The 22788-nt window shown below is 42.2% G+C and carries 19 protein-coding genes and 1 riboswitch; of the genes, 14 read left to right on the top strand and 5 right to left on the bottom strand.

Annotated features, from left to right (window positions below; genetic code table 11):
* Positions 1 to 28: 28 nt before the first annotated feature.
* From DZC72_RS16030 to DZC72_RS16020, 3 genes are all read right to left on the bottom strand, one after another.
* Positions 29 to 2305, bottom strand: coding sequence for a xanthine dehydrogenase family protein molybdopterin-binding subunit (locus DZC72_RS16030; protein ID WP_125223933.1), 2277 nt, complete (start codon positions 2303 to 2305; stop codon positions 29 to 31).
* 11 nt (positions 2306 to 2316) lie between these two features.
* Positions 2317 to 2781, bottom strand: coding sequence for a (2Fe-2S)-binding protein (locus DZC72_RS16025; RefSeq protein WP_125223932.1), 465 nt, complete (start codon positions 2779 to 2781; stop codon positions 2317 to 2319).
* Positions 2782 to 3020: 239 nt separating this feature from the next.
* Entirely contained in the window at positions 3021 to 3473 is a 453-nt protein-coding gene (locus tag DZC72_RS16020) for a nuclear transport factor 2 family protein (protein WP_125223931.1), read from the bottom strand.
* Between the two features lie 213 nt (positions 3474 to 3686).
* Here DZC72_RS16020 and DZC72_RS16015 point away from each other — a divergent pair, with 213 nt between their 5' ends.
* The gene (locus DZC72_RS16015) at positions 3687 to 4592 is read left to right on the top strand and encodes a helix-turn-helix domain-containing protein (protein WP_125223930.1); all 906 of its coding nucleotides are present in this window, start codon (positions 3687 to 3689) and stop codon (positions 4590 to 4592) included.
* A 111-nt stretch (positions 4593 to 4703) separates the two neighbouring features.
* On the opposite strand, the gene DZC72_RS16010 is transcribed toward DZC72_RS16015, so the two are convergent.
* Both DZC72_RS16010 and DZC72_RS16005 read right to left on the bottom strand, forming a co-directional pair.
* Positions 4704 to 6935 carry a xanthine dehydrogenase family protein molybdopterin-binding subunit gene (locus DZC72_RS16010; protein WP_125223929.1) on the bottom strand — a complete coding sequence of 744 codons (2232 nt, stop codon included), beginning with the start codon at positions 6933 to 6935 and terminating at the stop codon, positions 4704 to 4706.
* A gap of 26 nt (positions 6936 to 6961) precedes the next feature.
* Positions 6962 to 7429, bottom strand: a complete 468-nt coding sequence (locus tag DZC72_RS16005) for a (2Fe-2S)-binding protein (RefSeq protein ID WP_125223928.1) — start codon at positions 7427 to 7429, stop codon at positions 6962 to 6964.
* Between the two features lie 226 nt (positions 7430 to 7655).
* Here DZC72_RS16005 and DZC72_RS16000 point away from each other — a divergent pair, with 226 nt between their 5' ends.
* From DZC72_RS16000 to DZC72_RS15940, 13 genes are all read left to right on the top strand, one after another.
* Entirely contained in the window at positions 7656 to 8087 is a 432-nt protein-coding gene (locus tag DZC72_RS16000; RefSeq protein WP_125223927.1) for an RrF2 family transcriptional regulator, read from the top strand.
* 179 nt (positions 8088 to 8266) lie between these two features.
* Complete coding sequence (locus DZC72_RS15995) at positions 8267 to 8530, top strand: DUF2061 domain-containing protein (protein WP_125223926.1); 264 nt, start codon at positions 8267 to 8269, stop codon at positions 8528 to 8530.
* 7 nt (positions 8531 to 8537) lie between these two features.
* Positions 8538 to 9161, top strand: coding sequence for a phosphoadenosine phosphosulfate reductase domain-containing protein (locus DZC72_RS15990; RefSeq protein WP_125223925.1), 624 nt, complete (start codon positions 8538 to 8540; stop codon positions 9159 to 9161).
* A gap of 9 nt (positions 9162 to 9170) precedes the next feature.
* The gene (gene cysD / locus DZC72_RS15985) at positions 9171 to 10109 is read left to right on the top strand and encodes a sulfate adenylyltransferase subunit CysD (protein WP_125223924.1); all 939 of its coding nucleotides are present in this window, start codon (positions 9171 to 9173) and stop codon (positions 10107 to 10109) included.
* A gap of 82 nt (positions 10110 to 10191) precedes the next feature.
* Positions 10192 to 11439 (top strand): sulfate adenylyltransferase subunit 1, encoded by a 1248-nt coding sequence (locus DZC72_RS15980; protein WP_125223923.1) that lies wholly within the window; start codon positions 10192 to 10194, stop codon positions 11437 to 11439.
* A 116-nt stretch (positions 11440 to 11555) separates the two neighbouring features.
* On the top strand, positions 11556 to 13646 hold the full coding sequence (locus tag DZC72_RS15975; protein WP_125223922.1) for a HEPN domain-containing protein: 2091 nt from the start codon (positions 11556 to 11558) through the stop codon (positions 13644 to 13646).
* 1 nt (position 13647) lies between these two features.
* Complete coding sequence (gene cobA / locus DZC72_RS15970; RefSeq protein ID WP_125223921.1) at positions 13648 to 14484, top strand: uroporphyrinogen-III C-methyltransferase; 837 nt, start codon at positions 13648 to 13650, stop codon at positions 14482 to 14484.
* A gap of 60 nt (positions 14485 to 14544) precedes the next feature.
* Positions 14545 to 15606: an NAD(P)/FAD-dependent oxidoreductase gene (locus DZC72_RS15965; RefSeq protein WP_125223920.1), complete on the top strand. Its 1062-nt coding sequence runs from the start codon at positions 14545 to 14547 to the stop codon at positions 15604 to 15606.
* 139 nt (positions 15607 to 15745) lie between these two features.
* A riboswitch (SAM riboswitch) is annotated at positions 15746 to 15871 on the top strand.
* Positions 15872 to 15964: 93 nt separating this feature from the next.
* Positions 15965 to 16969: a homocysteine S-methyltransferase family protein gene (locus tag DZC72_RS15960; RefSeq protein WP_125223919.1), complete on the top strand. Its 1005-nt coding sequence runs from the start codon at positions 15965 to 15967 to the stop codon at positions 16967 to 16969.
* Between the two features lie 2 nt (positions 16970 to 16971).
* A complete protein-coding gene (gene metH, locus DZC72_RS15955; protein WP_125223918.1) occupies positions 16972 to 19668 on the top strand; it encodes a methionine synthase in 2697 nt (898 codons plus the stop codon).
* A gap of 114 nt (positions 19669 to 19782) precedes the next feature.
* On the top strand, positions 19783 to 20736 hold the full coding sequence (metF, locus tag DZC72_RS15950; protein WP_125223917.1) for a methylenetetrahydrofolate reductase [NAD(P)H]: 954 nt from the start codon (positions 19783 to 19785) through the stop codon (positions 20734 to 20736).
* Between the two features lie 120 nt (positions 20737 to 20856).
* A complete protein-coding gene (locus DZC72_RS15945; protein ID WP_125223916.1) occupies positions 20857 to 21954 on the top strand; it encodes an acyloxyacyl hydrolase in 1098 nt (365 codons plus the stop codon).
* A gap of 39 nt (positions 21955 to 21993) precedes the next feature.
* A complete protein-coding gene (locus tag DZC72_RS15940; RefSeq protein ID WP_125223915.1) occupies positions 21994 to 22758 on the top strand; it encodes a head GIN domain-containing protein in 765 nt (254 codons plus the stop codon).
* The last annotated feature ends 30 nt before the right edge of the window (positions 22759 to 22788 follow it).

Genomic DNA, 22788 nt, shown 5'->3' with positions numbered 1-22788 from the left:
TGGGGTATTAACTATGGTCATTATCCTCTTATCCAACCAATGGCTGTTTGCCCGTTATAAAGGGTTGCTGATAGTGCCGTTGCCCCGTGGCTTTATAGAGGGCGTTTGCCAAAGCTCCGAAAATAGGAGGAAAGGGTGGCTCACCCAGGCCAGTGGGGTCTATTTCATTCTTTACAAAATGCACATCGATGGTTTCAGGTGCCTCCTTAAACCGAATCATTTTGTAGGTGTCAAAGTTTTTATGGTCGGGAACACCGTTTGTGAAGGTCATTTCCCCAAATAGGGCGTTTCCTATCCCATCAACGATGCCGCCTTCGGCCATATTAATCGCGAAATCTGGGTTTATGACGATACCACAGTCGATTGCTGCCGTTACCTTTTCCATTTTGGGCATTTCACCGTCCATGGATAACTCCAAGACTTGCGCTACATAACTGTTATGGCAGAAATAAGCTGAAACCCCTCTATGGATTCCCGGTTTTTGACTTTCGTTCCAACCGGATTTTTCCTTTACCAATTCCAATACCCCTGCATAGCGTTCCGCTTCGTAGTCATTGTTTTCGCCTACAGGATTCTTTATGGCCCTATCCAAAAGCTCCAATCTAAAATCAATAGGGTCTTTCCCCATCAATTCTGCCAATTCGTCTAAAAAAGACTGTTCTGCCCCGGCAATAAAATTAGATCTGGGTGCCCTAAAGGCCCCTATGGTTATGTTGGATTCCAACGCCCATCCTTCGGCCAAATAATTTTCAATGGCTCCTGCCGGAAAACGGTTTGCCGCAACGGGATGCTCAGGGATTCCACCTCCGCGGACATGGAAACCTATGAGGTTGTTGTCCTTATCCAAGGCAGCCCTATAGGTTGCGGTGTAGGTAGGCCTGTATATTCCGTAGGTCATATCGTCTTCTCGGGTATAGACCAATTTCACCGGTGCCTTTATTTTTTGGGAAATAACGGCTGCCTCTACCAAATGGTGACCGTAGGCCCTTTGACCAAAACCGCCCCCCATACGGGTCAGGTTTATATGTATGTTGTCCTCAGGAAGCCCCAATCTGGCTTTCAATGTACCGGAAATAAGCTCAGGTGCCTGAATCGGTGCATGCAGAACAGCCTCATTTTCTGTCACGTGTGCAAAGCAAGTGACCGGTTCCATGCAATTATGGGCCAAATAAGGCGCGGTATAGGTTCGCTCCAATATTTTGTCCGCGTTTTGAAATGCCGCTTCGGGGTTTCCATCCCTTCTCAGGACATTCGCTTTTTTCAGGGACATTTCTTCCATTTTTGCATAATGATCGCTGGTACTTTCAAGTCCGGCAGGTACTTTGACAGTGGTTTTGCCCCTAAAACCGGCCATCACGAATTCAGAATCCGAAATTGGTTCCAGCTCCATTTTCAATTCCTTCTTTGCCTGCATCACCTCCCAAGTACTATTTCCAACAACTACGGCGATTTCGTCATGTGTAAATACATCGAAGCCATTACGATCGTAGTTTTCGGGAATGGCATTTATGGTAAACACATCCTTAATTCCTGGCATTGATTTCGCTGCCGAACCATCCAAAGATTTAATCTTCATACCAAAAGGAGGAAGTGCGACCATGGCCACTAACATGCCTTCTTCCTGTAGGTCTATGGTAAAAAGTGATTTTCCGGTAATAATGTTTTTGGTATCGACATTCTTTTTGGAAACACCTACAATCTTAAAATCGCTCACGGCCTTTAAAGGAATTTCTTTTTCCTCGGGAATAACAATATTCTTTGCCAGTGAGGCCAATACACCATACGATAATTCCTGACCACTAGCTTCGTGGTGAACGGTTCCATTATTGGCGCTCAATTCATCTACTGGCACGTTCCATTGTTGGGCAGCTGCCATAAGCAACATTTGTCGGGCGGTTGCTCCGGCCAACCTTAGACCTGGCCAACCTCTTCGGACCCCTTGGCTTCCACCTGTAAATTGCCTGTCGAATTTCTCGGGGTGGAAATTTGCTTGTTCAATGATGACCATTTTCCAATCCACATCCAATTCCTCGGCCAAAATCATGGGGAGGGAGGTTTTTACATTGGAACCGAATTCCGGATTGGGCGCCATTAAGGTCACCACCCCGTTTTCGCCTATTTTGATATAGCTGTTGAATTCTGACCATTCCTTGGGCATTTCCAAGGCCATCTCCAGCTCTTTTTCAGATACTGCCTTGGGTTTACAGGAATTCAACCAACTAAAACCAATGATCAATCCGCCGCTGGCCAGACCGGTATTTTTTAGAAATGCTCTTCTTCCTAGTGGTGTTTTTACGTGTGTCATGGTTTTTGTTTTTAGGCTATTTTGCTATTAGCCGCCATTTTGATGGCTTTTTTGATTCGGATATAGGTACCGCAGCGACAAATGTTTCCGTTCATGGCAGCTTCAATCTCTTCATCTGAAGGGTTGGGATTCCTTTTTAATAAGGCGGACGCGGACATTATCTGTCCCGCTTGGCAGTAGCCACACTGGGGAACATCCACTTCCAACCACGCTTTTTGCACAGGATGGTCGCCGTTTTCCGATAGCCCTTCGATAGTTGTTATTTCTTTGTCGGCAACTGCCGAAACTGGCAATTGACACGAACGAACTGCATTGCCATCTAAGTGTATGGTACAGGCACCACATTGTGCGATACCGCAACCGTATTTCGTGCCGACCAATTTGATGTGGTCTCGTAAAACCCAAAGCATGGGGGTGGATGGATCTACATCTACGCTGTGTTCCTCACCGTTTATGTTTAAATTGAAAGTTGCCATAAAAAGAATGTTTATCTAAAATTATAACTAATATTTTTCTTTTGTAGAAGTAAATCAGGACTCTTTATAGGCTCTCGTGTTAAATTTCTATCGGATATAAATATTTGAAAATCAATTTTTTAATTATCGATACAAGTTTTTGTTTGATTCTATCCGCATAGATTGACATTTACTTTTGTAGAACAGGCATACTACCTAACTAAATTGGATTATAAGGTACGATTTTTTTCATCCACAAATTAATGTTCGATTTCATGGGTGTCACGTACACTGCTAAAGGTCAGGTCAAGCAATTTCCAGTCGCCCTCTTCTTTTTTATAGAATTCCGTTACAGTAAACTCCGTAGTAACATCGTTTCCCCTTACATGGGCAGTAAGCGTAATACGGTTCCAAAGTACCACAGTATCATCCCCAAAGGTCTCTACTGCAACATCATGTACCTCGGCATTTTTGTACCAAATGCTTCCTGTCTTAATTATTTCAAGTTCCCTGTCCTTTTTCCAGGATCCACTCATGTGTACAAATTTTGATTTGTCATGGAACAGGTCGGCCAGTTTGTCAACATCCTTGTCTGCCATCCATTGCCATTTTTGTTTGGATAGTTCCTTGATTTCATTTTCAATCGTGCCATTTTGGGCAAACGTATTGGCGCTACTTACTACTAAAAAAAGTGCGAATACTAAATTTTTCATTTTGTGTGTGTTAAAGGGTTTGCTTTTAAAATTTTATCAGAGATAAAAAATCGCTCGTTGAACTCGACATAAACAAGCATTTCAAACTTAGGAATTATTTAGAACGGGTAAGTTACCTTATTTATGGAATAACGTACCATTTTTACTGATTTTGAAGTGCTAAATGGTTTGTTCACAAAACTTTAACTACTTTCGGAGAAAGTAAAATATCGTATGGCCTCAATTAAAGATTTGGTAAAAGTGGATGATTATTGTTCCAAATTTAATCTATCGACCTTACACCCCCTCGTAAGTGTTCATGATCTTTCTGAAGGTATTATGGATGGACAGGATAATGCGGAGGCTGTCCGCTACCATTTCTATGGAATTTTCCTGAAACAAGGGGAGGGCTGTATTTTAAGATATGGTCGCCAAAACTATGACTACCAAGATGGGACCTTGGTTTTTTTGGCACCTGGACAAGTAGTGAATGTTGGGCATATCGATGCAAGTTTTAAACCATCGGGCCATGCGCTTTTGTTTCATCCAGATTTGCTTTATGGAACCCATTTGGCAAAAACAATCAGCGATTATGGATTTTTCTCTTATCTATCTCATGAAGCACTTCATATCTCAAAAAAGGAAAGGCAATTGGTGTTGGATCTTTTTGATAAGATTCGAACGGAGCTTTCATACGGAATAGACAAGCACAGTAAGGAACTTGTAGTCGCCAGTATTGAACTATTTTTGAAATACTGCATGAGGTTCTACGATCGGCAGTTCATTACCCGGGAAAAGGAAAATCTTGGGGTGATTCAGAGGTTTGACATTTCCTTGAATTCTTATTTCCAAACTGGTAAGGCCAAGGAGTTGGGAACCCCATCGGTCAGCTATTTCGCAGAGGAACAAAATTTGTCTTCCAATTATTTTGGCGACTTGGTCAAAAAAGAAACTGGGTATTCCGCTCAAGAGTACATTCAGAATCGGCTAATCGATGTAGCAAAAGAGAAAGTGTTCGACCCCGGTAAATCAGTTAGTGAAATCGCCTACGAATTGGGTTTTAAATATCCGCAACATTTTTCTCGTCTTTTTAAGAATAAGGTGGGCCATTCTCCTCAAGAGTTTAGGCAATTGAATTGATTGTTCACTTTACTGATAATAAAAAAGTGTCCGTGGATTTTCCATGGACACTTTTTAAATTACGGCCGTGGGGTCGTAACGGTAATACCTAGCAATAGGCCAAGCAATATGTTATCCCACTATTTCTTTTTCAAGGATAAATGGTTGATTGTAGACACGTTTTCCGGTAGCCTTATACATAGCATTTGCCAATGCCCCGATGACCGGTGGCAACGAAGGTTCTCCCAGTCCGGTAGGGTCTATACCGTTGTCCACAAAATAGGATTCTATCTGTTTGGGCGCCTCACTATTTCTGATTAAATGATAGGAGTCGAAATTCTGCTGCTGGGGAACTCCGTCCTCAAAGGTCATTTGAGAATAAGTAGCGTGTCCAATACCATCAATAATACCCCCTTCAATCTGGTTTTTGGCACTGATTGGGTTGATTACAATTCCACAATCAACGGCACAGACAACCTTGTCTACCATAGGTTTATTACCGTCCATGGTAAGATCCAATACCTGGGCTACATAGGAATTGTGGCAGTAATATGCCGAAACTCCCCTTGCTTTTCCATCATTGGTATTACCCCAGTTAGATTTCTCTTTGGCAAGTTTTAATACTCCTGCATAGCGTTCCGGGTCATAATCATTTTTCTCAGGTGGTCCCACGGGGTCTTTTATGGCCCTGTCGAACAATTCCAAACGGAATTCGATGGGGTCTTTTCCCGCCAATTCGGCTACCTCGTCCATAAAGGACTGCTCCGCACCGGCCATAAAGTTGGATCTAGGTGCCCTCCATGCCCCGGTGGTAATTTTGGTCTGGAGACTTGTTTTTTCGGCCAAATAATTATCTACCGCACCCGCAGGGAATCTATCTTCAAATACTAAATCGTCATTGGTACCAACTCCCTTCACGGACCAGGCTATTAGATTGTTGTCCTTATCCAACCCGGCCTTGAACCTTACTTTGTAAGCCGGTCTGTAGGTCCCTTGGGTCATATCGTCCTCACGGGTATACACCAATTTTATCGGTGCCTGCACCTTTTTGGAAATAACGGCTGCCTCTACACCAAAGTGTCCGTAGAGCCTACGCCCAAATCCACCACCCATACGGGTCATGCCAACATCTATTTTATCAATGGGCAATCCTAATACCGAGGATAAGGTCTTTTCCAAAAACTCAGGAGTCTGTATAGGACCTTTGACTTCGGCCTTATCCGCAGTTACGTTGGCAAAAAAGTTCATGGGTTCCATGGTGTTGTGCGCCAAGAATGGAGCACTGTAGGTTCGTTCTATTACTTTAGCGGCCCCTTTTATGGCCTTGTTAAAATCACCGTCGCTTCTAGCAGGTGCCTCAACTGGAGCCTCTATCAGTTTCTCGAGGTCCTCTTCGTAGGATGCCGTGCTTTCCAAGTCGGACGGGCTTTCCCATTCTACCTTCAACGCTTTTTTGGCCTGCATACATTGCCAGGTACTTTCACCAACAACGGCTACCAATTCAGCGATTCCTCCACCATCAGACCATTGTTTTTCAACACCTTCCGGATATACTTCCACTGGAAATACATCTACGATTCCCGGCATAGATTTAACGGACTCCGCATCCATGGATTTATAGGTTTGACCAAAGGCGGGGGGATGTATGATCATAGCCGTTAACATACCTTCTTCCTGAACATCGATTCCAAACAGTGGTTTTCCGGTGACTATTTTTGGTCCGTCCACATTTAATCGGTCCGTACCTATTATCGTAAAATCTTTAATATCCTTTAATTCCACTTCTTCCGGAACTTCAATGTTTTCTGGTGGGTCGTTGGGAGAAGTGACCCCAACAGCGGCGGATGCCATTTCCCCATACCCTGCAGATTTGTTGCTGGCTTTGTGATAGAGAGTGCCATTAGAGGTGGTAATTTCACTTTCTGGAACTTCCCATGCCTTGGCGGCTGCCTGTTTCAACATTTTTCTGGCCGTAGCCCCCGCCATACGTAATCCTTCCCAACCAGCCCTAATGGATTGACTACCACCGGCCAATTGGCGCTGGAAAACATCTAAATTTAAAGGTGCCTGTTCTACGATTACATTTTTCCAATCCACATCCAATTCGTCAGCTACTATCATGGGCATGGCCGTTTTTACGTTTTGGCCTATTTCCGGATTGGGTGACATAATGGTCACCATGCCATTGTCCCCTATCTTTAGAAATCCATTAATTTCAAACCATTCCTTGGGAAGACTGTTTACTTCTTCGGGTGTCATTTTACAGGAGGCCAGCCAACTAAAACCAACCATCATTCCGCCTCCAGCGAGTGCGGAAGTCCTAATAAAGGAACGTCTACCTATTTTTGTTTTTACAAGTGTCATTTTTTTAAGTTTTTACCTGGTTCGAGTTATGCATTCTGTGTCGCCGAGGCGGCCGTTTTTATAGCCTTCTTTATACGCACATAGGTTCCACATCTGCAGATATTTCCGTTCATGGCCGCTTCTATTTCTTCATCCGAAGGGGAAGGGTTCCTTTTTAATAGGGCCGATGCACTCATTATCTGTCCCGCCTGACAATATCCGCACTGGGGAACATCAATTTCCAACCAAGCTTGCTGTACTGGATGGTCGCCGTTATCGGACAACCCTTCTATGGTTGTGATTTCTTGGTCGCCTACAGATGAAATTGGTAATTGACAGGAGCGGACCGCATTATCTCCCAGGTGAACGGTGCAGGCCCCACATTGGGCAATACCGCAACCGTATTTGGTGCCTACCAATTTGAGATGGTCCCTAAGCACCCAGAGCATGGGTGTATTTTCGTCCACATCGACCTCTTGGGTCTTTCCGTTTATTTTTAAGCTGAATTTTGACATAATGAGTTTGTTTTGAATCGGATGTTTCAAGATAAGAAATAATCACTAGTAATGGAACAAGTAACGTGTAAGATTAACATTATTTATCAACTTAATTTTAATCATTGGAAAGATACACACTATGAAGGGGTTGCATCGCCTCATTTTTTCGCTATTTGAGTTTTTCTTAGATTGCCCAAGGTTCCATTTTAAGTCCTCAACCCTTAATTTTAATTATCTTAGCGTCATGCTTTCCAAAAAAACAAAATACGGACTAAAGGCACTGGCCTATTTGGGAAACCAAAAAGACAGAAAGCCCGTTCAGATTTCCGAAATTTCAGCGCATGAGAACATCTCCCAGAAGTTTTTGGAAAGTATTTTATTAAGTCTTCGCAAGTCGGGTTTCCTGAGTTCCAAAAAAGGTAAAGGTGGGGGATATTATCTTTTAAAGAATCCAGACCAAATTTACATGACCGATGTTATGCGGGTACTGGAAGGCCCCATAGCCATGGTACCCTGTGTAAGCCTTAATTTTTATGAAAGCTGCGACGACTGCCCGGATGAAGCGCGTTGCTCCGTCCACAAACTGATGCTCCAAGTGCGGGATAGTGCCCTTACGGTATACCGAAACAATACCTTGCAGGATATTCTTTGCGATACTCCCAAGGATGTAAAATAGGATATTCCCAAAAGGAATCCATGTTGAGAATATCTTATTTTTAGCCTACTTTTGTTAATAATCTACTAAATCTATAGGGTAAATTAATATTTTTAGGATTTCATTATTGACAGGTAAAATTTAAATTCTATTTTTGAAAACTCTACTAAGTAAGTAGGGTAATAAAATTTAGTATTTAGATGATTGCAGATCAACTTGTTTTAGATAGGAAGACCACAAAAACAACCTACGCCGAGGATAAAAAATCCGAAAAGCCCATTCGTAGTATTGCCAAGGCATTTAGCTGGCGAATCATAGGAACTCTGGACACCCTTGTTATTTCATACATTCTTACGGGTAAGATTTCAATTGCGGCATCCATAGCCTCAATAGATTTTGTCACGAAAATGATTCTCTATTTTTTCCATGAAAGGTTGTGGAACTTAATAAAATGGGGCAAATAAATAAGGTATGGCATTTACAACATCTCAAATTCAACAATTGAACGCCCAATTCAAGGGTATACCACCAGAGGAAATCATCTCTTGGGCCGTAAAACATGGTAATACGCCAGTGGTTACTACCAATTTTAGGCCTTATGAAGTCGCTATTTTACATGCGGTATCGCAAGTAAGTCAGGATATTCCTGTGATTTGGTGCGATACGGGGTACAATACCCCAAAGACCTACAAACATGCGGAGGAGCTAATTGAAAGGTTACAGTTGAACATCAAACTATATGTTCCAAGACAGACCTCTGCCCATAGGGATGCCATAATGGGAATTCCACAAATTGATGATCCCCTCCATGAGGAATTTACCAAGCAGGTGAAATTGGAACCTTTTGCCAGGGCCATGTCCGACTTTAAGCCGGATGTTTGGTTTACGAACTTGCGCAAAGGTCAGACAGCCCTGCGCGATAGTTTGGATATATTAAGTTTGAGCAAGGACGGAGTGCTAAAAGTGAGTCCTTTCTATCATTATAGTGATACCCAATTAGATACCTATTTAAGGAAGTTCGATCTTCCCAATGAACATAACTATTTTGATCCCACTAAGGTTTTGGCCAATAGGGAGTGCGGATTACATACATAAAAAATATCTATGGAAGTTAAAGAATTGGAAGTGCCAACGGAAATCATTGAGAATACTGCCCATATCAATGCCTTAGAGAACGAGGCCATTTATATTTTGAGGGAGGTTGCGGCACAATTTGAAAAACCCGTTTTATTGTTTTCTGGAGGAAAGGACTCGATTACTTTGGTAAGGTTGGCCCAAAAGGCCTTCTGGCCCGCTAAAATTCCCTTTCCCTTGATGCATATCGACACGGGACATAATTTTCCTGAGACCATAGAATTTAGAGATCGCTTGGTGAAGGAACTGGGATTGGAACTTATCGTTAGAAATGTTCAGGACTCCATTGATCAGGGAAAGGTCAAGGAGGAATCCGGAAGATATTCTAGCAGAAACAGTTTGCAAACCACCACATTATTGGATGCCATTGAAGAGTTTAAGTTCGATGCTTGTATTGGTGGCGCCCGTAGGGATGAGGAAAAAGCAAGGGCCAAGGAAAGGATATTTTCTGTTCGTGACGATTTTGGACAATGGGACGAAAGAAACCAAAGACCGGAATTGTTCGATATGTTAAACGGTCAGATTGAGTTGGGTCAGAACGTACGTGTTTTCCCTATTTCCAACTGGACGGAGCTAGATGTTTGGTCCTATATAAAGGATGAAGGCATAGAGATACCTTCCATCTATTTTGCACATAAGCGTAAGACCTTTCTTAGGGACGGTATGATATGGTCTGCCGAAGATGGAATTGTATTCAGGGACGAGGATGAGGTTGTGGAAGAACGAATGGTTCGTTTTAGAACGGTAGGGGATATGTCCTGTACAGCGGCCGTTCTATCTGATGCCATAAGTATAGATAAGGTGGTAGCGGAAATTAGGGATTCTTCCATTTCAGAACGAGGTGCTCGTATAGACGACAAGCGTTCCGAAGCGGCCATGGAAAAAAGAAAACAACAAGGATATTTTTAATCTGGTTGATAGTAATTGGTTCTTCGTTGATAGTATTCTTCGAATATCACCAACAACTATGAACTAACAACGAAAAACGAAATTGGAAGTACTAAAAATAGCAACGGCAGGTAGTGTAGATGATGGTAAAAGTACCTTGATTGGAAGGATACTTTACGATACCAAATCCCTGACTTCGGATAAACTCGAAGCCATAGAAAGGACCAGTAAGCAAAAAGGATATGATTATTTGGATTTTTCCTTGGCTACGGATGGGTTGGTAGCCGAGCGGGAGCAGGGAATTACCATAGATGTAGCCCATATCTATTTTTCCACTGCGAAGAAAAGCTATATCATCGCCGATACCCCAGGACATGTGGAATATACCCGAAATATGGTAACGGGTGCCTCTACCTCTCAGGCGGCCATTATATTGATCGATGCCCGCAAAGGGGTCATTGAGCAGACCAACAGGCATTTTTTCATCAATAATCTTCTACGTATAAAGGAAGTAGTGGTAGCCATCAATAAAATGGATCTGGTCGATTTTTCGGAAGAGCGATACAATGAAATTAAGGCTGATTTTGAAAAATTGATGGAAAAGCGGGATTACGCCGATCAAAAAATCACGTTTGTTCCGGTGAGTGCCCTTAAGGGGGATAATGTGGTGAATAAATCCGCAAATACTCCGTGGTACAAAGGGGAAACCTTGTTGGAGCATTTGGAAGGACTGGATTTGGCAGCCGTTTCCAATGTAGGTACGCCGCGCTTTCCAGTGCAATATGTCATTCGTCCAAAAACGGAGGAGCATCATGATTTTAGGGGATTTGCAGGTAAGGTTTACGGTGGCGAGTTGAGTGTAGGGGATGAGGTTATCGCACTACCTTCCCAAACAAGGTCGAGAATCAAGGAGATTTATGTATACGATAAAAAATATAAAACGGCTTCGAGAAGATCATCTGTGACCATTACGTTGGAAGACGAAATTAATTTAAGCAGGGGTGATATGTTGGTCAAAGCGAATGACTTACCCACGATTGAAAAGCAATTTACCGCGACCATCTCTTGGATGGATTCCAAGCCGTTGACGGCAGGGAACAAATATGTGGTGCAACATGGGGTCAATAAAGTATTGGCCAAGGTAGATCAAGTGCATCATAAGATTGCGCCGGATTATTCCGGGGTGGATGCGGAAGCCCAGTCGTTGGATATGAACGATATTGCCGAGGTGAGTTTTAGATTGAATAAACCTATATTTTATGATAAGTTCAAGAATCATAGGACCAATGGTTCCTTTATTCTAATCGATACACAATCAAATAATACGGTAGGGGCCGGTTTTATAAGTTAGTCCTAAATTTCTTCAATGAATTAAAGGTTCAAGATAATTTTGAATTAAAACATATAAAGCCGATAGGGTTAATATTATAATAAAGGAAGCGGGACAAGATCAAATTAAAAATAGCAATGCAAAGTTTTAGAACAGAAATAGAAAATCCTATTGTTGAAAAGGATATCCTAGAGTTGGAACGAAAGATTCATGAATTCCATGGAGGTAAGCTGGATGAGGAGAAATTTCGAAGTCTTCGCTTGGCCAGGGGAGTTTATGGACAGCGTCAACCAGGGGTTCAGATGATCAGGATAAAGTTGCCTTACGGAAAGGTAACATCTAAACAATTGCATCGTATTTGTGAGGTTTCGGATGAATATTCTAGGGGAAGACTTCATATCACTACTAGACAGGATATTCAAATTCATTATGTGGATTTGAACAGGACCCCAGAGTTATGGGCCGAGTTGGAAAAGGATGATATTACCCTCAGGGAAGCCTGTGGTAATACGGTACGCAATGTAACGGCCAGCGAAACCGCAGGAATCGATATAAACGAGCCTTTTGATGTATCGCCCTATGCTCACGCACTTTTTCAATATTTTTTAAGAAATCCTGTGAGTCAGGAAATGGGACGAAAGTTTAAGGTATCCTTTTCCGCTTCGGATGAAGATACTGGACTTTCCTACATGCACGACCTTGGTTTTATAGCCAAAATCAAAGAGGGTATTAAAGGTTTTAAGGTTATGCTTGGTGGGGGATTGGGATCTCAACCGAGGCATGCGGATGTTTTATATGAGTTTTTGCCCTCGGATAAAATAATTCCTTTGATGGAAGTAGTGGTACGTGTTTTTGACCGCTTTGGAGAACGAAAAAGCAGGGCAAAAGCCAGGCTGAAGTTCTTATTAAAAGATGTGGGCTTGGATGGTTTTAGAAAACTGATTGATGAAGAATGCAAGGCAATTCCTTTTAAAACCTATCCCATTGATGCTTTAGCATACCCTAAGATAAAAGTTTCCGAACTCGAAGCTCCAATAGCAGATATCGACGATATCAAGGAATTTGAAAAATGGAAGTCTACCAACATCGTACCACAGAAGCAAGGTGGTTTTGTGGCAATAGGAATTAAGGTTCTTTTGGGAGATTTTTACACGGACAAGGCCAGATTGTTAGCGGATTTGGTACAGAAATATGCTGCGGGGGAATTCCGGTTGACCTTGAGACAAAACATATTGATTCCCTATGTAAAGGAGGATGCCATTCCATTTTTCTACACGGAACTAAAAAAATTAGGCTTTGCGGAGGCCGGTTATAATAAGGCCTTGGATATTACCGCCTGTCCCGGAACGGATACCTGCAACCTGGGTATTGCGAGTAGTACGGGAATAGCGGAAGAGTTGGAACGGGTGATAAAAGCAGAATATCCACAATATATTGAGAATCCGGATGTGGTTATTAAAATAAGCGGCTGTATGAATGCCTGTGGGCAGCACAATATGGCCAATATAGGTTTCCAGGGGATGTCGGTCCGCACTAAGGACAAATTAGTGGCCCCGGCCCTACAGGTATTGTTAGGTGGAGGAAACGACGGTAACGGAAATGGCCGTTTTGCGGATAAGGTTGTAAAAGTGCCAAGCAAGAGGGGACCTGAAGCATTACGATTGATATTGGACGATTTTGATGCTAACGGTAACGGGAAAACCTTTCCGGATTATTATGCCGAAAAAGGACAAATGTATTTCTACGATTTCTTGACCCATTTATCCAGTGTCGATGATTTAACTGCCGATGATTTTATTGATTGGGGAAATACTGAAAAATATGAAAAAGCTATCGGAGTTGGTGAATGCGCAGGGGTAGTCATTGATTTGATAGCCACCTTACTTTTTGAAAGTGAGGAAAAAATTCAGAATGCCCAAGAGAAATTTGAGGAGGAAAAATGGGCTGCCAGTATTTATTATGCCTATGCCTCAATGGTCAATTCGGCCAAGGCCTTATTGACATCAGAAAATACCAAAGTGAACACCCACGCCAGTATTATCAAAGATTTTGATGAGAAGTTTGTTGCCGATGGTAGAATCGAGGTTTCGGGTGGTTTTGAGAACATGGTTTTGCAAATCAACAAAAATGAGCCTACGAAAGAATTTGCCACATCCTATTTGAAAAATGCAAGATTGTTTTTAGAAACCGTTGAAAAGTATAGGGAACGAGAATTAGCGCAAGTTTAAAATGCAGTTTAACAAACAACCCAATCAAAAAACAATCGCAGCGGCAGTAAACACTCCCTTCCAAACGGGGGGGAGGTTAACTGTTGTGGGAGCAGGACCGGGTGACCCTGAATTGATTACCGTTAAGGCAATAAAGGCCCTTCAAAGCGCCGATGTAGTTTTGTATGATGCTCTTGTTAACGAAGAGCTTTTACAATATGCCCCAAAAGTAGAAAAGATATTCGTTGGAAAAAGAAAAGGTTGTTACACCTATCAACAGGACCAAATAAACGAGCTTATTGTTTCCAGGGCCAAATCCCACGGGCACGTAGTCCGGCTAAAAGGAGGTGATCCCTTTGTTTTCGGCCGTGGTGCGGAGGAAATGGAATTTGCAGCTTTCCACGGTCTGGAAACGGCAATGGTTCCCGGAATTTCGTCCGGTTTAAGTGTGCCGGCCTATCAAAATATCCCAGTTACTAAAAGAGGGGCTTCGGAGAGTTTTTGGGTCATTACGGGAACTACAAAACAGCATAAATTATCAGGAGACGTAGCCTTGGCAGCTAAAAGTAATGCTACGGTTGTCATTCTCATGGGAATGTCCAAATTACCCGAAATTGTTTCTTTTTTTAAAAAGGAAGGGAAGGACGAAACAGCTATTGCCATTATCCAAAATGGTACTTGGAAAGACGAGAAAATAGCGGTAGGGACTATTTCCAATATAGAAGACGAAGTAAAGAAGAATAGGTTGTCCAATCCTGCCATCATTATAATTGGTGAAGTGGTTGGACATCGGCAAAAGCTTATCGAAATAAAAAAACGATATGTAGATAGTAAAGAGTTAAAAGTTCTAAGTGAATAGATAAAAGATTTTTTTTATCTAAACAGCTAACTCCTAACCACTAAATCCTAATTAAGAAGTATGATAAAAACAGATATTGTAATCATAGGTGCAGGCCCAACAGGATTATTTACCGTATTTGAAGCAGGACTGCTAAAATTAAAATGCCATCTTATCGATGCATTGCCACAGCCTGGTGGTCAGTGCTCGGAGATTTATCCCAAAAAACCGATTTATGATATTCCAGCTTTTCCGGAAATATTGGCGGGTACATTAGTGGATAATCTTATGGAACAGATAAAGCCATTTGAAGCCGGATTTACCTTGGGAGAACGGGCGGAAACCTTGGACAAACAAGAAGATGGCTCCTACATAGTTACCACGAACAAAGGTACACAGCACCATGCACCCGTTGTGGTGATTGCAGGCGGTTTGGGCTCTTTCGAGCCAAGAAAGCCTCCCATTTCCAATATTGTGGATTTTGAGGATAAAGGCGTGGCTTATATGGTTAAGGACCCGGAGGTCTATCGTGGTAAAAAGGTGGTCATTGCCGGTGGAGGAGATTCTGCCCTAGATTGGGCCATTTTCTTGGCCGATGTCGCTTCGGAAGTATCCTTGGTTCACCGTAGAAATGAATTTCGAGGAGCCTTGGACTCCGTTGAGAAAGCATCGGAATTGGCCAAATTGGGTAAAATAAAATTATTCACGGAAGCCGAGGTTAAAAAATTATATGGTGATGAGAAGTTGGAAGCCGTTGTCATCAAACATAACGACGCCGAAAAGGGTGAAACCTACCTAGAGGTGGATAATTTTATTCCCCTTTTCGGACTTTCACCGAAATTGGGTCCAATCGGTAATTGGGGATTGGAAATTGAGAAGAATGCTATAAAGGTGAACAATGCCAAGGACTACCAAACCAATTTACCCGGTGTTTTCGCTATCGGTGACGTAAATACCTATGAAGGAAAGTTGAAATTGATTTTATCAGGGTTTCATGAGGCTGCCGTCATGTGTCAGTATGCGTATCAAATCATCAATCCCGGTAAGCGGTATGTTATGAAATATACTACTGTGGGTGGGGTAGAAGGATTTGACGGCTCCAAAAAAGAGGCTAAAAAAGAAGTGGTTCAAAGTATAGCATAGTAATTTTTAAAACGACTAAGGAACCCTTCAAGAATACTAATTGAAGGGTTTTTTGTTATGGAAAAGTCTTTACAAAAATGATTATTTGGTTTTGAACGGGTAGAGCCGTTACTTTGCCCCAGTTCTTTTAAAAACTGTATTGTTATCAAGAAAGGTGGAGGGAATAGACCCATTGAAGCCTTGGCAACCCTTAGTCTAGTCTGATTTGGTCAGTAGGTAAGTAGGTGCTACGTTCTATCCCGAATACTATCGGGAAAGATAACCCCAAAAGGCTTAGCCCAAATTCCTTGTCTTGATTCCTTGCGTAACTTTTAATTGATTTAAAATAGGAGGTTTTAACGTCCAACATGAAACAGAAATGAGCAATATAAAAGTAGAGCTTCAAAAGCGGATTTTAGTGTTAGATGGTGCCATGGGCACTATGTTGCAGCAATATAGGTTTACTGAGGATGATTTCCGAGGGAAGCGATTCAAGGATTGGCATATTGATGTTAAGGGTAACAACGATATGTTGGCACTTACCCAACCTGAGGCATTAGCGGAAGTGCATAGGAAATACTTAGAAGCAGGGGCGGATATCATTGAAACCAATACCTTTTCCAGCACCACCATCGCCATGGCGGATTATGAAATGCAGGATTTTGTGTATGACTTGAATTATGAATCTGCGGTCATCGCCAAAAAAGTTGCCGAAGAGTACACGTTGAAAACCCCCGAAAAACCACGTTTTGTGGCGGGTAGCATGGGGCCTACGAATAAAACAGCCAGTATGTCCCCGGATGTGAACGACTCCGGTTACAGGGCCATCACTTTTGAGGAATTACGCATTGCCTACAAGCAACAAGTTGAAGCCCTTTTAGATGGTGGTGTGGATGTTTTGTTGATAGAGACCATTACGGACACCTTAAATTGTAAGGCCGCTTTATTTGCTATAGAAGAAGTGAAAGAAGAACGAAATATAGACGTTCCTATCATGATAAGTGGGACGATTACGGATGCATCGGGCAGAACATTGACGGGTCAAACCGCGGAGGCATTTCTTATTAGCGTATCCCATATTCCTTTGTTAACTGTGGGATTCAACTGTGCCTTGGGAGCTAAGGACTTAGTGCCCCATTTAGAGGTCCTTTCCAAGAAGAGTGAGTTCGGAATCTCGGCCCATCCCAATGCCGGACTGCCCAATGCTTTTGGAGAATACGACCAAAATCCGGAACAAATGGCAAGTCAAATTAAGGAGTATCTGGATAAAGGGTTGATTAATATTATTGGGGGTTGTTGTGGAACTACGCCCGCCCATATTAAAGCAATTGCTGATTTGGTTAAGGATTACAAGCCAAGGCCATTAATGGTAGAGCAGGTGTAGATATGGAAAGTAAACAAAAAAAATACCTTAAACTAAGCGGTCTAGAACCTTTGGTGGTGACACCAGAAAGTAATTTTATTAATGTAGGGGAAAGGACCAATGTGGCAGGTTCCAAGAAATTTCTACGGCTGATAAAAGAGGAAAAATTTGAGGAAGCTTTGGATGTTGCCAGGGAACAGGTGGAAGGAGGAGCCCAAATTATCGATATCAACATGGACGATGGTCTGATTGATGGGAAAGCAGCCATGGTCAAGTTTTTGAACTTGGTCATTGCCGAACCTGATATTGCGCGCGTCCCCATCATGATCGATAGTTCCAAATGGGAAATTATAGAGGCAGGTCTTCAGGTTGTACAAGGTAAATGTGTGGTAAATTCCATAAGCTTGAAAGAGGGCGAAGCGGAATTCATACATCACGCCAAATTGATCAAGCGATATGGGGCTGCGGTCATCGTTATGGCTTTTGATGAGGTTGGCCAGGCAGACAATTACGAAAGACGTATTGAAATCGCCAAACGTTCCTATTATATTTTGGTGGACCAGGTTGGTTTTCCGCCAGAGGACATCATTTTCGACCTCAATATCTTCCCGGTTGCCACAGGTATGGATGAGCATAAACTCAATGCGCTAGACTTTATAAGAGCTACCAAGTGGGTACGAGAAAATTTACCGTATTGCAGTGTCAGTGGTGGTGTAAGTAATGTTTCTTTTTCATTTCGTGGTAATAATCCAGTTCGGGAGGCCATGCATTCGGTGTTTCTGTATCATGCGATAAAGGCTGGAATGAACATGGGTATCGTAAACCCTACGATGTTGGAGGTTTATGACGATATTCCCAAGGACCTTTTGGAGCACGTTGAGGATGTAATGTTGAATCGTAGAGAGGATGCAACCGAAAGATTGTTGGAATTTGCGGAATCCGTTGTAGGTAAGGCCAAGGAAAGCAAAGTGGATAATTCCTGGAGAGAGGAACCCTTACAGGAACGTATAACCAGGGCTTTGGTCAAAGGGATCGACCAGTATATTGAAGTGGATGTAGAGGAAGCCAGACAGGCATCGGACAAACCTATCGAAGTCATTGAAGGCCATTTGATGACCGGGATGAATGTCGTTGGAGATTTGTTCGGGAGCGGTAAAATGTTTTTGCCTCAAGTGGTGAAATCGGCGAGGGTCATGAAAAAAGCGGTTGCCTATTTGTTACCCTATATTGAAGAGGAGAAATTGGCCAATCCACAGGAAGGGGACTCAGAAGGCAATGGTAAAATACTGATGGCGACCGTAAAGGGGGATGTTCATGATATTGGAAAGAACATTGTCAGCGTTGTTTTGGCATGTAATAATTATGAGATTATCGATTTGGGGGTGATGGTACCACCGGAGAGAATCATTGCAGAGGCCATAGCACAAAAGGTGGATATTATTGGTCTTAGCGGATTGATTACACCTTCCTTGGATGAAATGGTACATTTGGCCAAGGAAATGCAGCGGAATAACTTAAGTATTCCCTTATTGATTGGTGGGGCAACCACCAGTAAAGCACATACGGCGGTAAAAATAGACCCACAATATAAGGAGGCCGTGGTCCATGTAAACGATGCCTCTAGGGCCGTAACGGTTGTTGGCGATCTTTTACAGAAAGAGACTTCGGCAGCCTATAAAATGAGAATTAAGGAAGACTATGATGACTTTAGGGATAAGTTTTTAAAGCGTTCCGTAAAGAAGGAATATAAAACGCTAGCGCAAGCCCGTGAGAATAGGTTTAAAATAGATTGGGGCAACGCTAAAATAAAAGAGCCTCAAATGCTGGGGACAAAGGTGATAGAAGATCAGGAACTGGATAAATTGGTTCCCTTTATTGATTGGACCCCGTTCTTTAGAAGCTGGGAATTGCATGGGAAATATCCTGATATTTTAACCGACAATATAGTAGGAAAAGAGGCGACCAATCTTTTTGCCGATGCCCAGGAAATGTTGCAGGAGATTTTGGACAAGAAACTATTGAAGGCAAAGGCCGTTTTTGGACTGTTTCCGGCAAATACTGTAAATGCTGATGATATCGAGGTCAAGAATCCAGATGACGGTACTACATACGTCTTTAGAACCCTAAGACAACAGTTACGGCGCCGTGAAGGCGTTGCAGATTATGCCTTGGCTGATTTTGTTGCACCAAAGGAAAGTGGAATCCAGGATTATGTAGGGACTTTCTGTGTTTCAACAGGTTTTGGTACCGCTGAGCTTGCAGCCGAATTTGAAAAGAATCTGGATGACTATAATTCCATTATGGTGAAGGCTCTTGCAGACCGTTTGGCCGAGGCCTTTGCGGAGTATTTGCATATGGAAGTGAGAACCAACTATTGGGGCTATGCCAAGGATGAGAATTTAAGCAATGAGGAATTGATCAAGGAATCGTATAAAGGAATTCGCCCGGCACCGGGATACCCGGCGTGTCCGGATCATTTGGAAAAACTGACCATTTGGGAATTACTTCAAGTAGAGGAAAGAATAGGGGTAAAGCTAACGGACAGTCTGGCCATGTGGCCGACAGCATCTGTGTCGGGATACTATTTTGCAAATCCGGAAGCAAAATATTTTGGTCTTGGAAAAATTAAGGAGGACCAAGTTGTCGATTTTGCCCAGAGAAAGGGAATCAGTTTGGAAAAGGCCAAAAAATGGCTTGCACCAAATATTGCGGATGATTGATTTGCTTTAGGGATTGAAGCGGCATCTTTTATAAATGGCAGATTTATAAAAATATAGTGTAAAGCCCGACCTTTAGGGAACGATAAAAAATAAAAGTGATAAGTTATCTAATAAATGAAAGTAACGGAACATATAGAACAGGCCAAGGGAAAGACCTTGTTTTCCTTTGAGTTGATACCGCCCGTCAAAGGAAGGAGCATACAGGAACTGTATGACAATATAGATCCCTTGATGGAATTTAAACCGCCCTTTATCGATGTGACTACATCCAGGGAAGAGTATGTGTATATTGACAAAGGTGGACTTTTGGAAAAGAAGGTGACCCGTATGAGACCAGGTACTGTGGGTATCTGTTCCTCCATTCAGCACAAATATCATGTGGATACGGTTCCCCATTTATTATGTGGTGGTTTTACCAAGGAAGAAACCGAGTATGTTTTGGTGGATTGTCATTATTTGGGCATAGATAACGTTATGGCCCTTCGGGGTGATTCTATGAAAGAGGAGAAATACTTTACCCCAACCGAAGGTGGGCATTGTTATGCCAAGGAGCTGGTTACCCAAATTCGGAATTTAAGCCACGGTGAATATTTGCATGAAACAATTACTTCTGATGACTATCCAGATTTCTGCATAGGTGTGGCAGGTTATCCAGAAAAGCATTTGGAGGCACCTTCATTGCAAACCGATTTAAAACGTCTGAAAGAAAAAGTGGATGCGGGGGCGGACTATGTGGTAACACAAATGTTTTTTGATAATCAGAAGTATTTTGAATTTGTGGAAGCTGCCAAAAATTTAGGTATTGATGTGCCCATAATACCTGGAATAAAACCTGTTGCGGTCAAAAGGCATTTGCAATTGTTACCTCAAGTATTTCGGATTGATATTCCGCAGGATTTAATCGAAGCCATCGAAAATTGTAAAAATAATAGAGAAGTACGGGAAGTTGGTATTGAGTGGGCCATTGAGCAGTCTAAAGAACTTAAGGCGGCCGGCGTGCCGGTATTACATTATTATTCCATGGGAAAATCGGACAATATCAAAGCGATTGCTAAAGAGGTTTTTTAGTTTAAGCGCTTAGCTATAGGACTATTTAGAGGGGTACAAGTATTATTTTCAGTTTGAATTGAGAAATACAATCAACCAATAACAAAAAACTAACAACCAACTTTACTACCTTTGACCCCCATGAAACAGCAATGTTTTTTGTTATTGTCCCTATTGGGAACGATAGGTTTTTCTCAAGATGCGGAGGTCAAAAAACATACCTTGGACCTAAGTCAGTTCTATGGCTCGGTCCTACTTCATAATACGGATATTTCGCATCTGATCACCAATCATCCAGGAGGATTCATTTTGGGTTACAATAGAAAAACATATGGATCCCAAGAATGGGAGGAACTCTATAATTATCCGGATTACGGGGCCTCGTTCATTTATCAGGATATGAACAATGCTACATTGGGCAGGAATTTTGGGCTATATGCACATTACAATTTTTACTTTTTAAAAAGGAACGTCCAGTTTAGGATAGGGCAGGGGATTGCCTATACCACAAATCCCTATGACAGGGAGGAAAATTTTAGGAACAACGCCTATGGGTCGGATTTTTTAAGTTCCACCTATCTAATGCTGAACTATCACAAGGAAAATGTTATTTCGGGATTGGGTTTAAAGGCCGGGGTTTCTGTCATCCATTATTCCAACGGTAATTTTAGGTCTCCCAACACTTCCACGAATACGTTTGCATTAAACCTGGGCCTGACCTATGATTTGGACGGTGGCGAGGAATTTGAATATATACAAACTTCGGATAGGGAAAAAGTAAGCGAGCCTATACGCTACAACTTAATTTTGAGGGGCGGGCTCAATGAAAGCGACGTTATTGGTTCCGGGCAATATGGATTTTTTATTTTTTCGGCCTATGCAGATAAACGATTGGGAAGAAAAAGTGCAATTCAACTGGGAGGGGATGTGTTCTTTTCTAATTTTTTGAAGGAGTTGATTCGGTTTCAGGGCACATCATTTCCCGAGATGTACGTACGGACAGATGATGATTATAAAAGAGTAGGGGTCTTTTTGGGACATGAACTTTTTATCAATAGCATGTCCGTCATCACCCAGTTGGGCTACTACGTATATTATCCGTTCGATTTTGAAGGGCGTATGTATAATAGGATAGGTTTAAAACGGTATTTTGGAGACAAAATGTTCGGTGCCATTACCCTAAAATCACATGGTGCTGCCGCGGAAGCTGTGGAATTTGGGATTGGAATACGGTTATAAGGAATGGATGGAAAAAGGGAACATACTAGAAATGGTTTGATGGGTGTAATTCTTCAAAGGGTCGTATTATGTCTCATGGGTATTGCCGTTATTTCCTGTAATTCAGATAATGTTTCGGATTGCCTGCAGACGGCTGGGGAAATAGTAAGGGAAGAGGTTGCAGTCCCTGAATTCACCAAGATAACCGTATTCGAAAAAGTCGCACTTATACTCAAGGAAGGGGACACCCAAAAAGTGGAACTGGAAACCGGCAAAAATCTAAAGGAAGAAGTTTCTGTGACCGTGGAAGGAGAACGACTCATTATACGAAATGAAAATGGATGTAATCTTTTTAGGGAGTACGGATTGACAACGGTTTATGTCACCTCCCCAAATATTACAGAAATTAGAAGTAGTACGGGTCTTTCAATAAAGAGTGATGGTATTTTATCCTTCCCAAGTTTGTCCTTACTCTCAGAAAGTTTTGTTGTTCCCGAAGCAGAAACTACGGATGGGGAATTTGATTTACATCTTAATACGGGAAACTTAATTGTAGTCGTCAACGGAATAGCCTATTTTAAGCTACGGGGTAACACACAAAATCTCAATGTGACCATTGCTGCAGGAGATTCCAGGATTGAGGCCCAGGAATTGACAGCGCAATCTATTTCCCTAAATCACAGGGGCAGCAATGATATATTGGTAAATCCGCAAGAATCCATTTCTGGGGTATTACGAGGTTATGGGGATGTTATTTCCTTTAATCGGCCAGAGATTGTGGAGGTTGAGGAACTATTTAATGGACGGTTGATTTTTAGAGACTAATCCTGTTTTTGAGTATATCGATTTTCTGGA

This window comes from Maribacter algicola, assembly GCF_003933245.1.
Taxonomy (GTDB): domain Bacteria; phylum Bacteroidota; class Bacteroidia; order Flavobacteriales; family Flavobacteriaceae; genus Maribacter; species Maribacter algicola.
Note: the sequence above shows the minus strand (reverse complement) of the source record. Positions and strands in the feature narration are given on the sequence as shown.

Excerpts from the sequence above, each read along its gene's own strand:
- DZC72_RS16030 (WP_125223933.1), bottom strand. The coding sequence starts at position 2,305 with ATGACACACGTAAAAACACCACTAGGAAGAAGAGCATTTCTAAAAAAT.
- DZC72_RS16025 (WP_125223932.1), bottom strand. The coding sequence starts at position 2,781 with ATGGCAACTTTCAATTTAAACATAAACGGTGAGGAACACAGCGTAGAT.
- DZC72_RS16020 (WP_125223931.1), bottom strand. The coding sequence starts at position 3,473 with ATGAAAAATTTAGTATTCGCACTTTTTTTAGTAGTAAGTAGCGCCAAT.
- DZC72_RS16015 (WP_125223930.1), top strand. The coding sequence starts at position 3,687 with ATGGCCTCAATTAAAGATTTGGTAAAAGTGGATGATTATTGTTCCAAA.
- DZC72_RS16010 (WP_125223929.1), bottom strand. The coding sequence starts at position 6,935 with ATGACACTTGTAAAAACAAAAATAGGTAGACGTTCCTTTATTAGGACT.
- DZC72_RS16005 (WP_125223928.1), bottom strand. The coding sequence starts at position 7,429 with ATGTCAAAATTCAGCTTAAAAATAAACGGAAAGACCCAAGAGGTCGAT.
- DZC72_RS16000 (WP_125223927.1), top strand. The coding sequence starts at position 7,656 with ATGCTTTCCAAAAAAACAAAATACGGACTAAAGGCACTGGCCTATTTG.
- DZC72_RS15995 (WP_125223926.1), top strand. The coding sequence starts at position 8,267 with ATGATTGCAGATCAACTTGTTTTAGATAGGAAGACCACAAAAACAACC.
- DZC72_RS15990 (WP_125223925.1), top strand. The coding sequence starts at position 8,538 with ATGGCATTTACAACATCTCAAATTCAACAATTGAACGCCCAATTCAAG.
- cysD (WP_125223924.1), top strand. The coding sequence starts at position 9,171 with ATGGAAGTTAAAGAATTGGAAGTGCCAACGGAAATCATTGAGAATACT.
- DZC72_RS15975 (WP_125223922.1), top strand. The coding sequence starts at position 11,556 with ATGCAAAGTTTTAGAACAGAAATAGAAAATCCTATTGTTGAAAAGGAT.
- cobA (WP_125223921.1), top strand. The coding sequence starts at position 13,648 with ATGCAGTTTAACAAACAACCCAATCAAAAAACAATCGCAGCGGCAGTA.
- DZC72_RS15965 (WP_125223920.1), top strand. The coding sequence starts at position 14,545 with ATGATAAAAACAGATATTGTAATCATAGGTGCAGGCCCAACAGGATTA.
- DZC72_RS15960 (WP_125223919.1), top strand. The coding sequence starts at position 15,965 with ATGAGCAATATAAAAGTAGAGCTTCAAAAGCGGATTTTAGTGTTAGAT.
- metH (WP_125223918.1), top strand. The coding sequence starts at position 16,972 with ATGGAAAGTAAACAAAAAAAATACCTTAAACTAAGCGGTCTAGAACCT.
- metF (WP_125223917.1), top strand. The coding sequence starts at position 19,783 with ATGAAAGTAACGGAACATATAGAACAGGCCAAGGGAAAGACCTTGTTT.
- DZC72_RS15945 (WP_125223916.1), top strand. The coding sequence starts at position 20,857 with ATGAAACAGCAATGTTTTTTGTTATTGTCCCTATTGGGAACGATAGGT.
- DZC72_RS15940 (WP_125223915.1), top strand. The coding sequence starts at position 21,994 with ATGGGTGTAATTCTTCAAAGGGTCGTATTATGTCTCATGGGTATTGCC.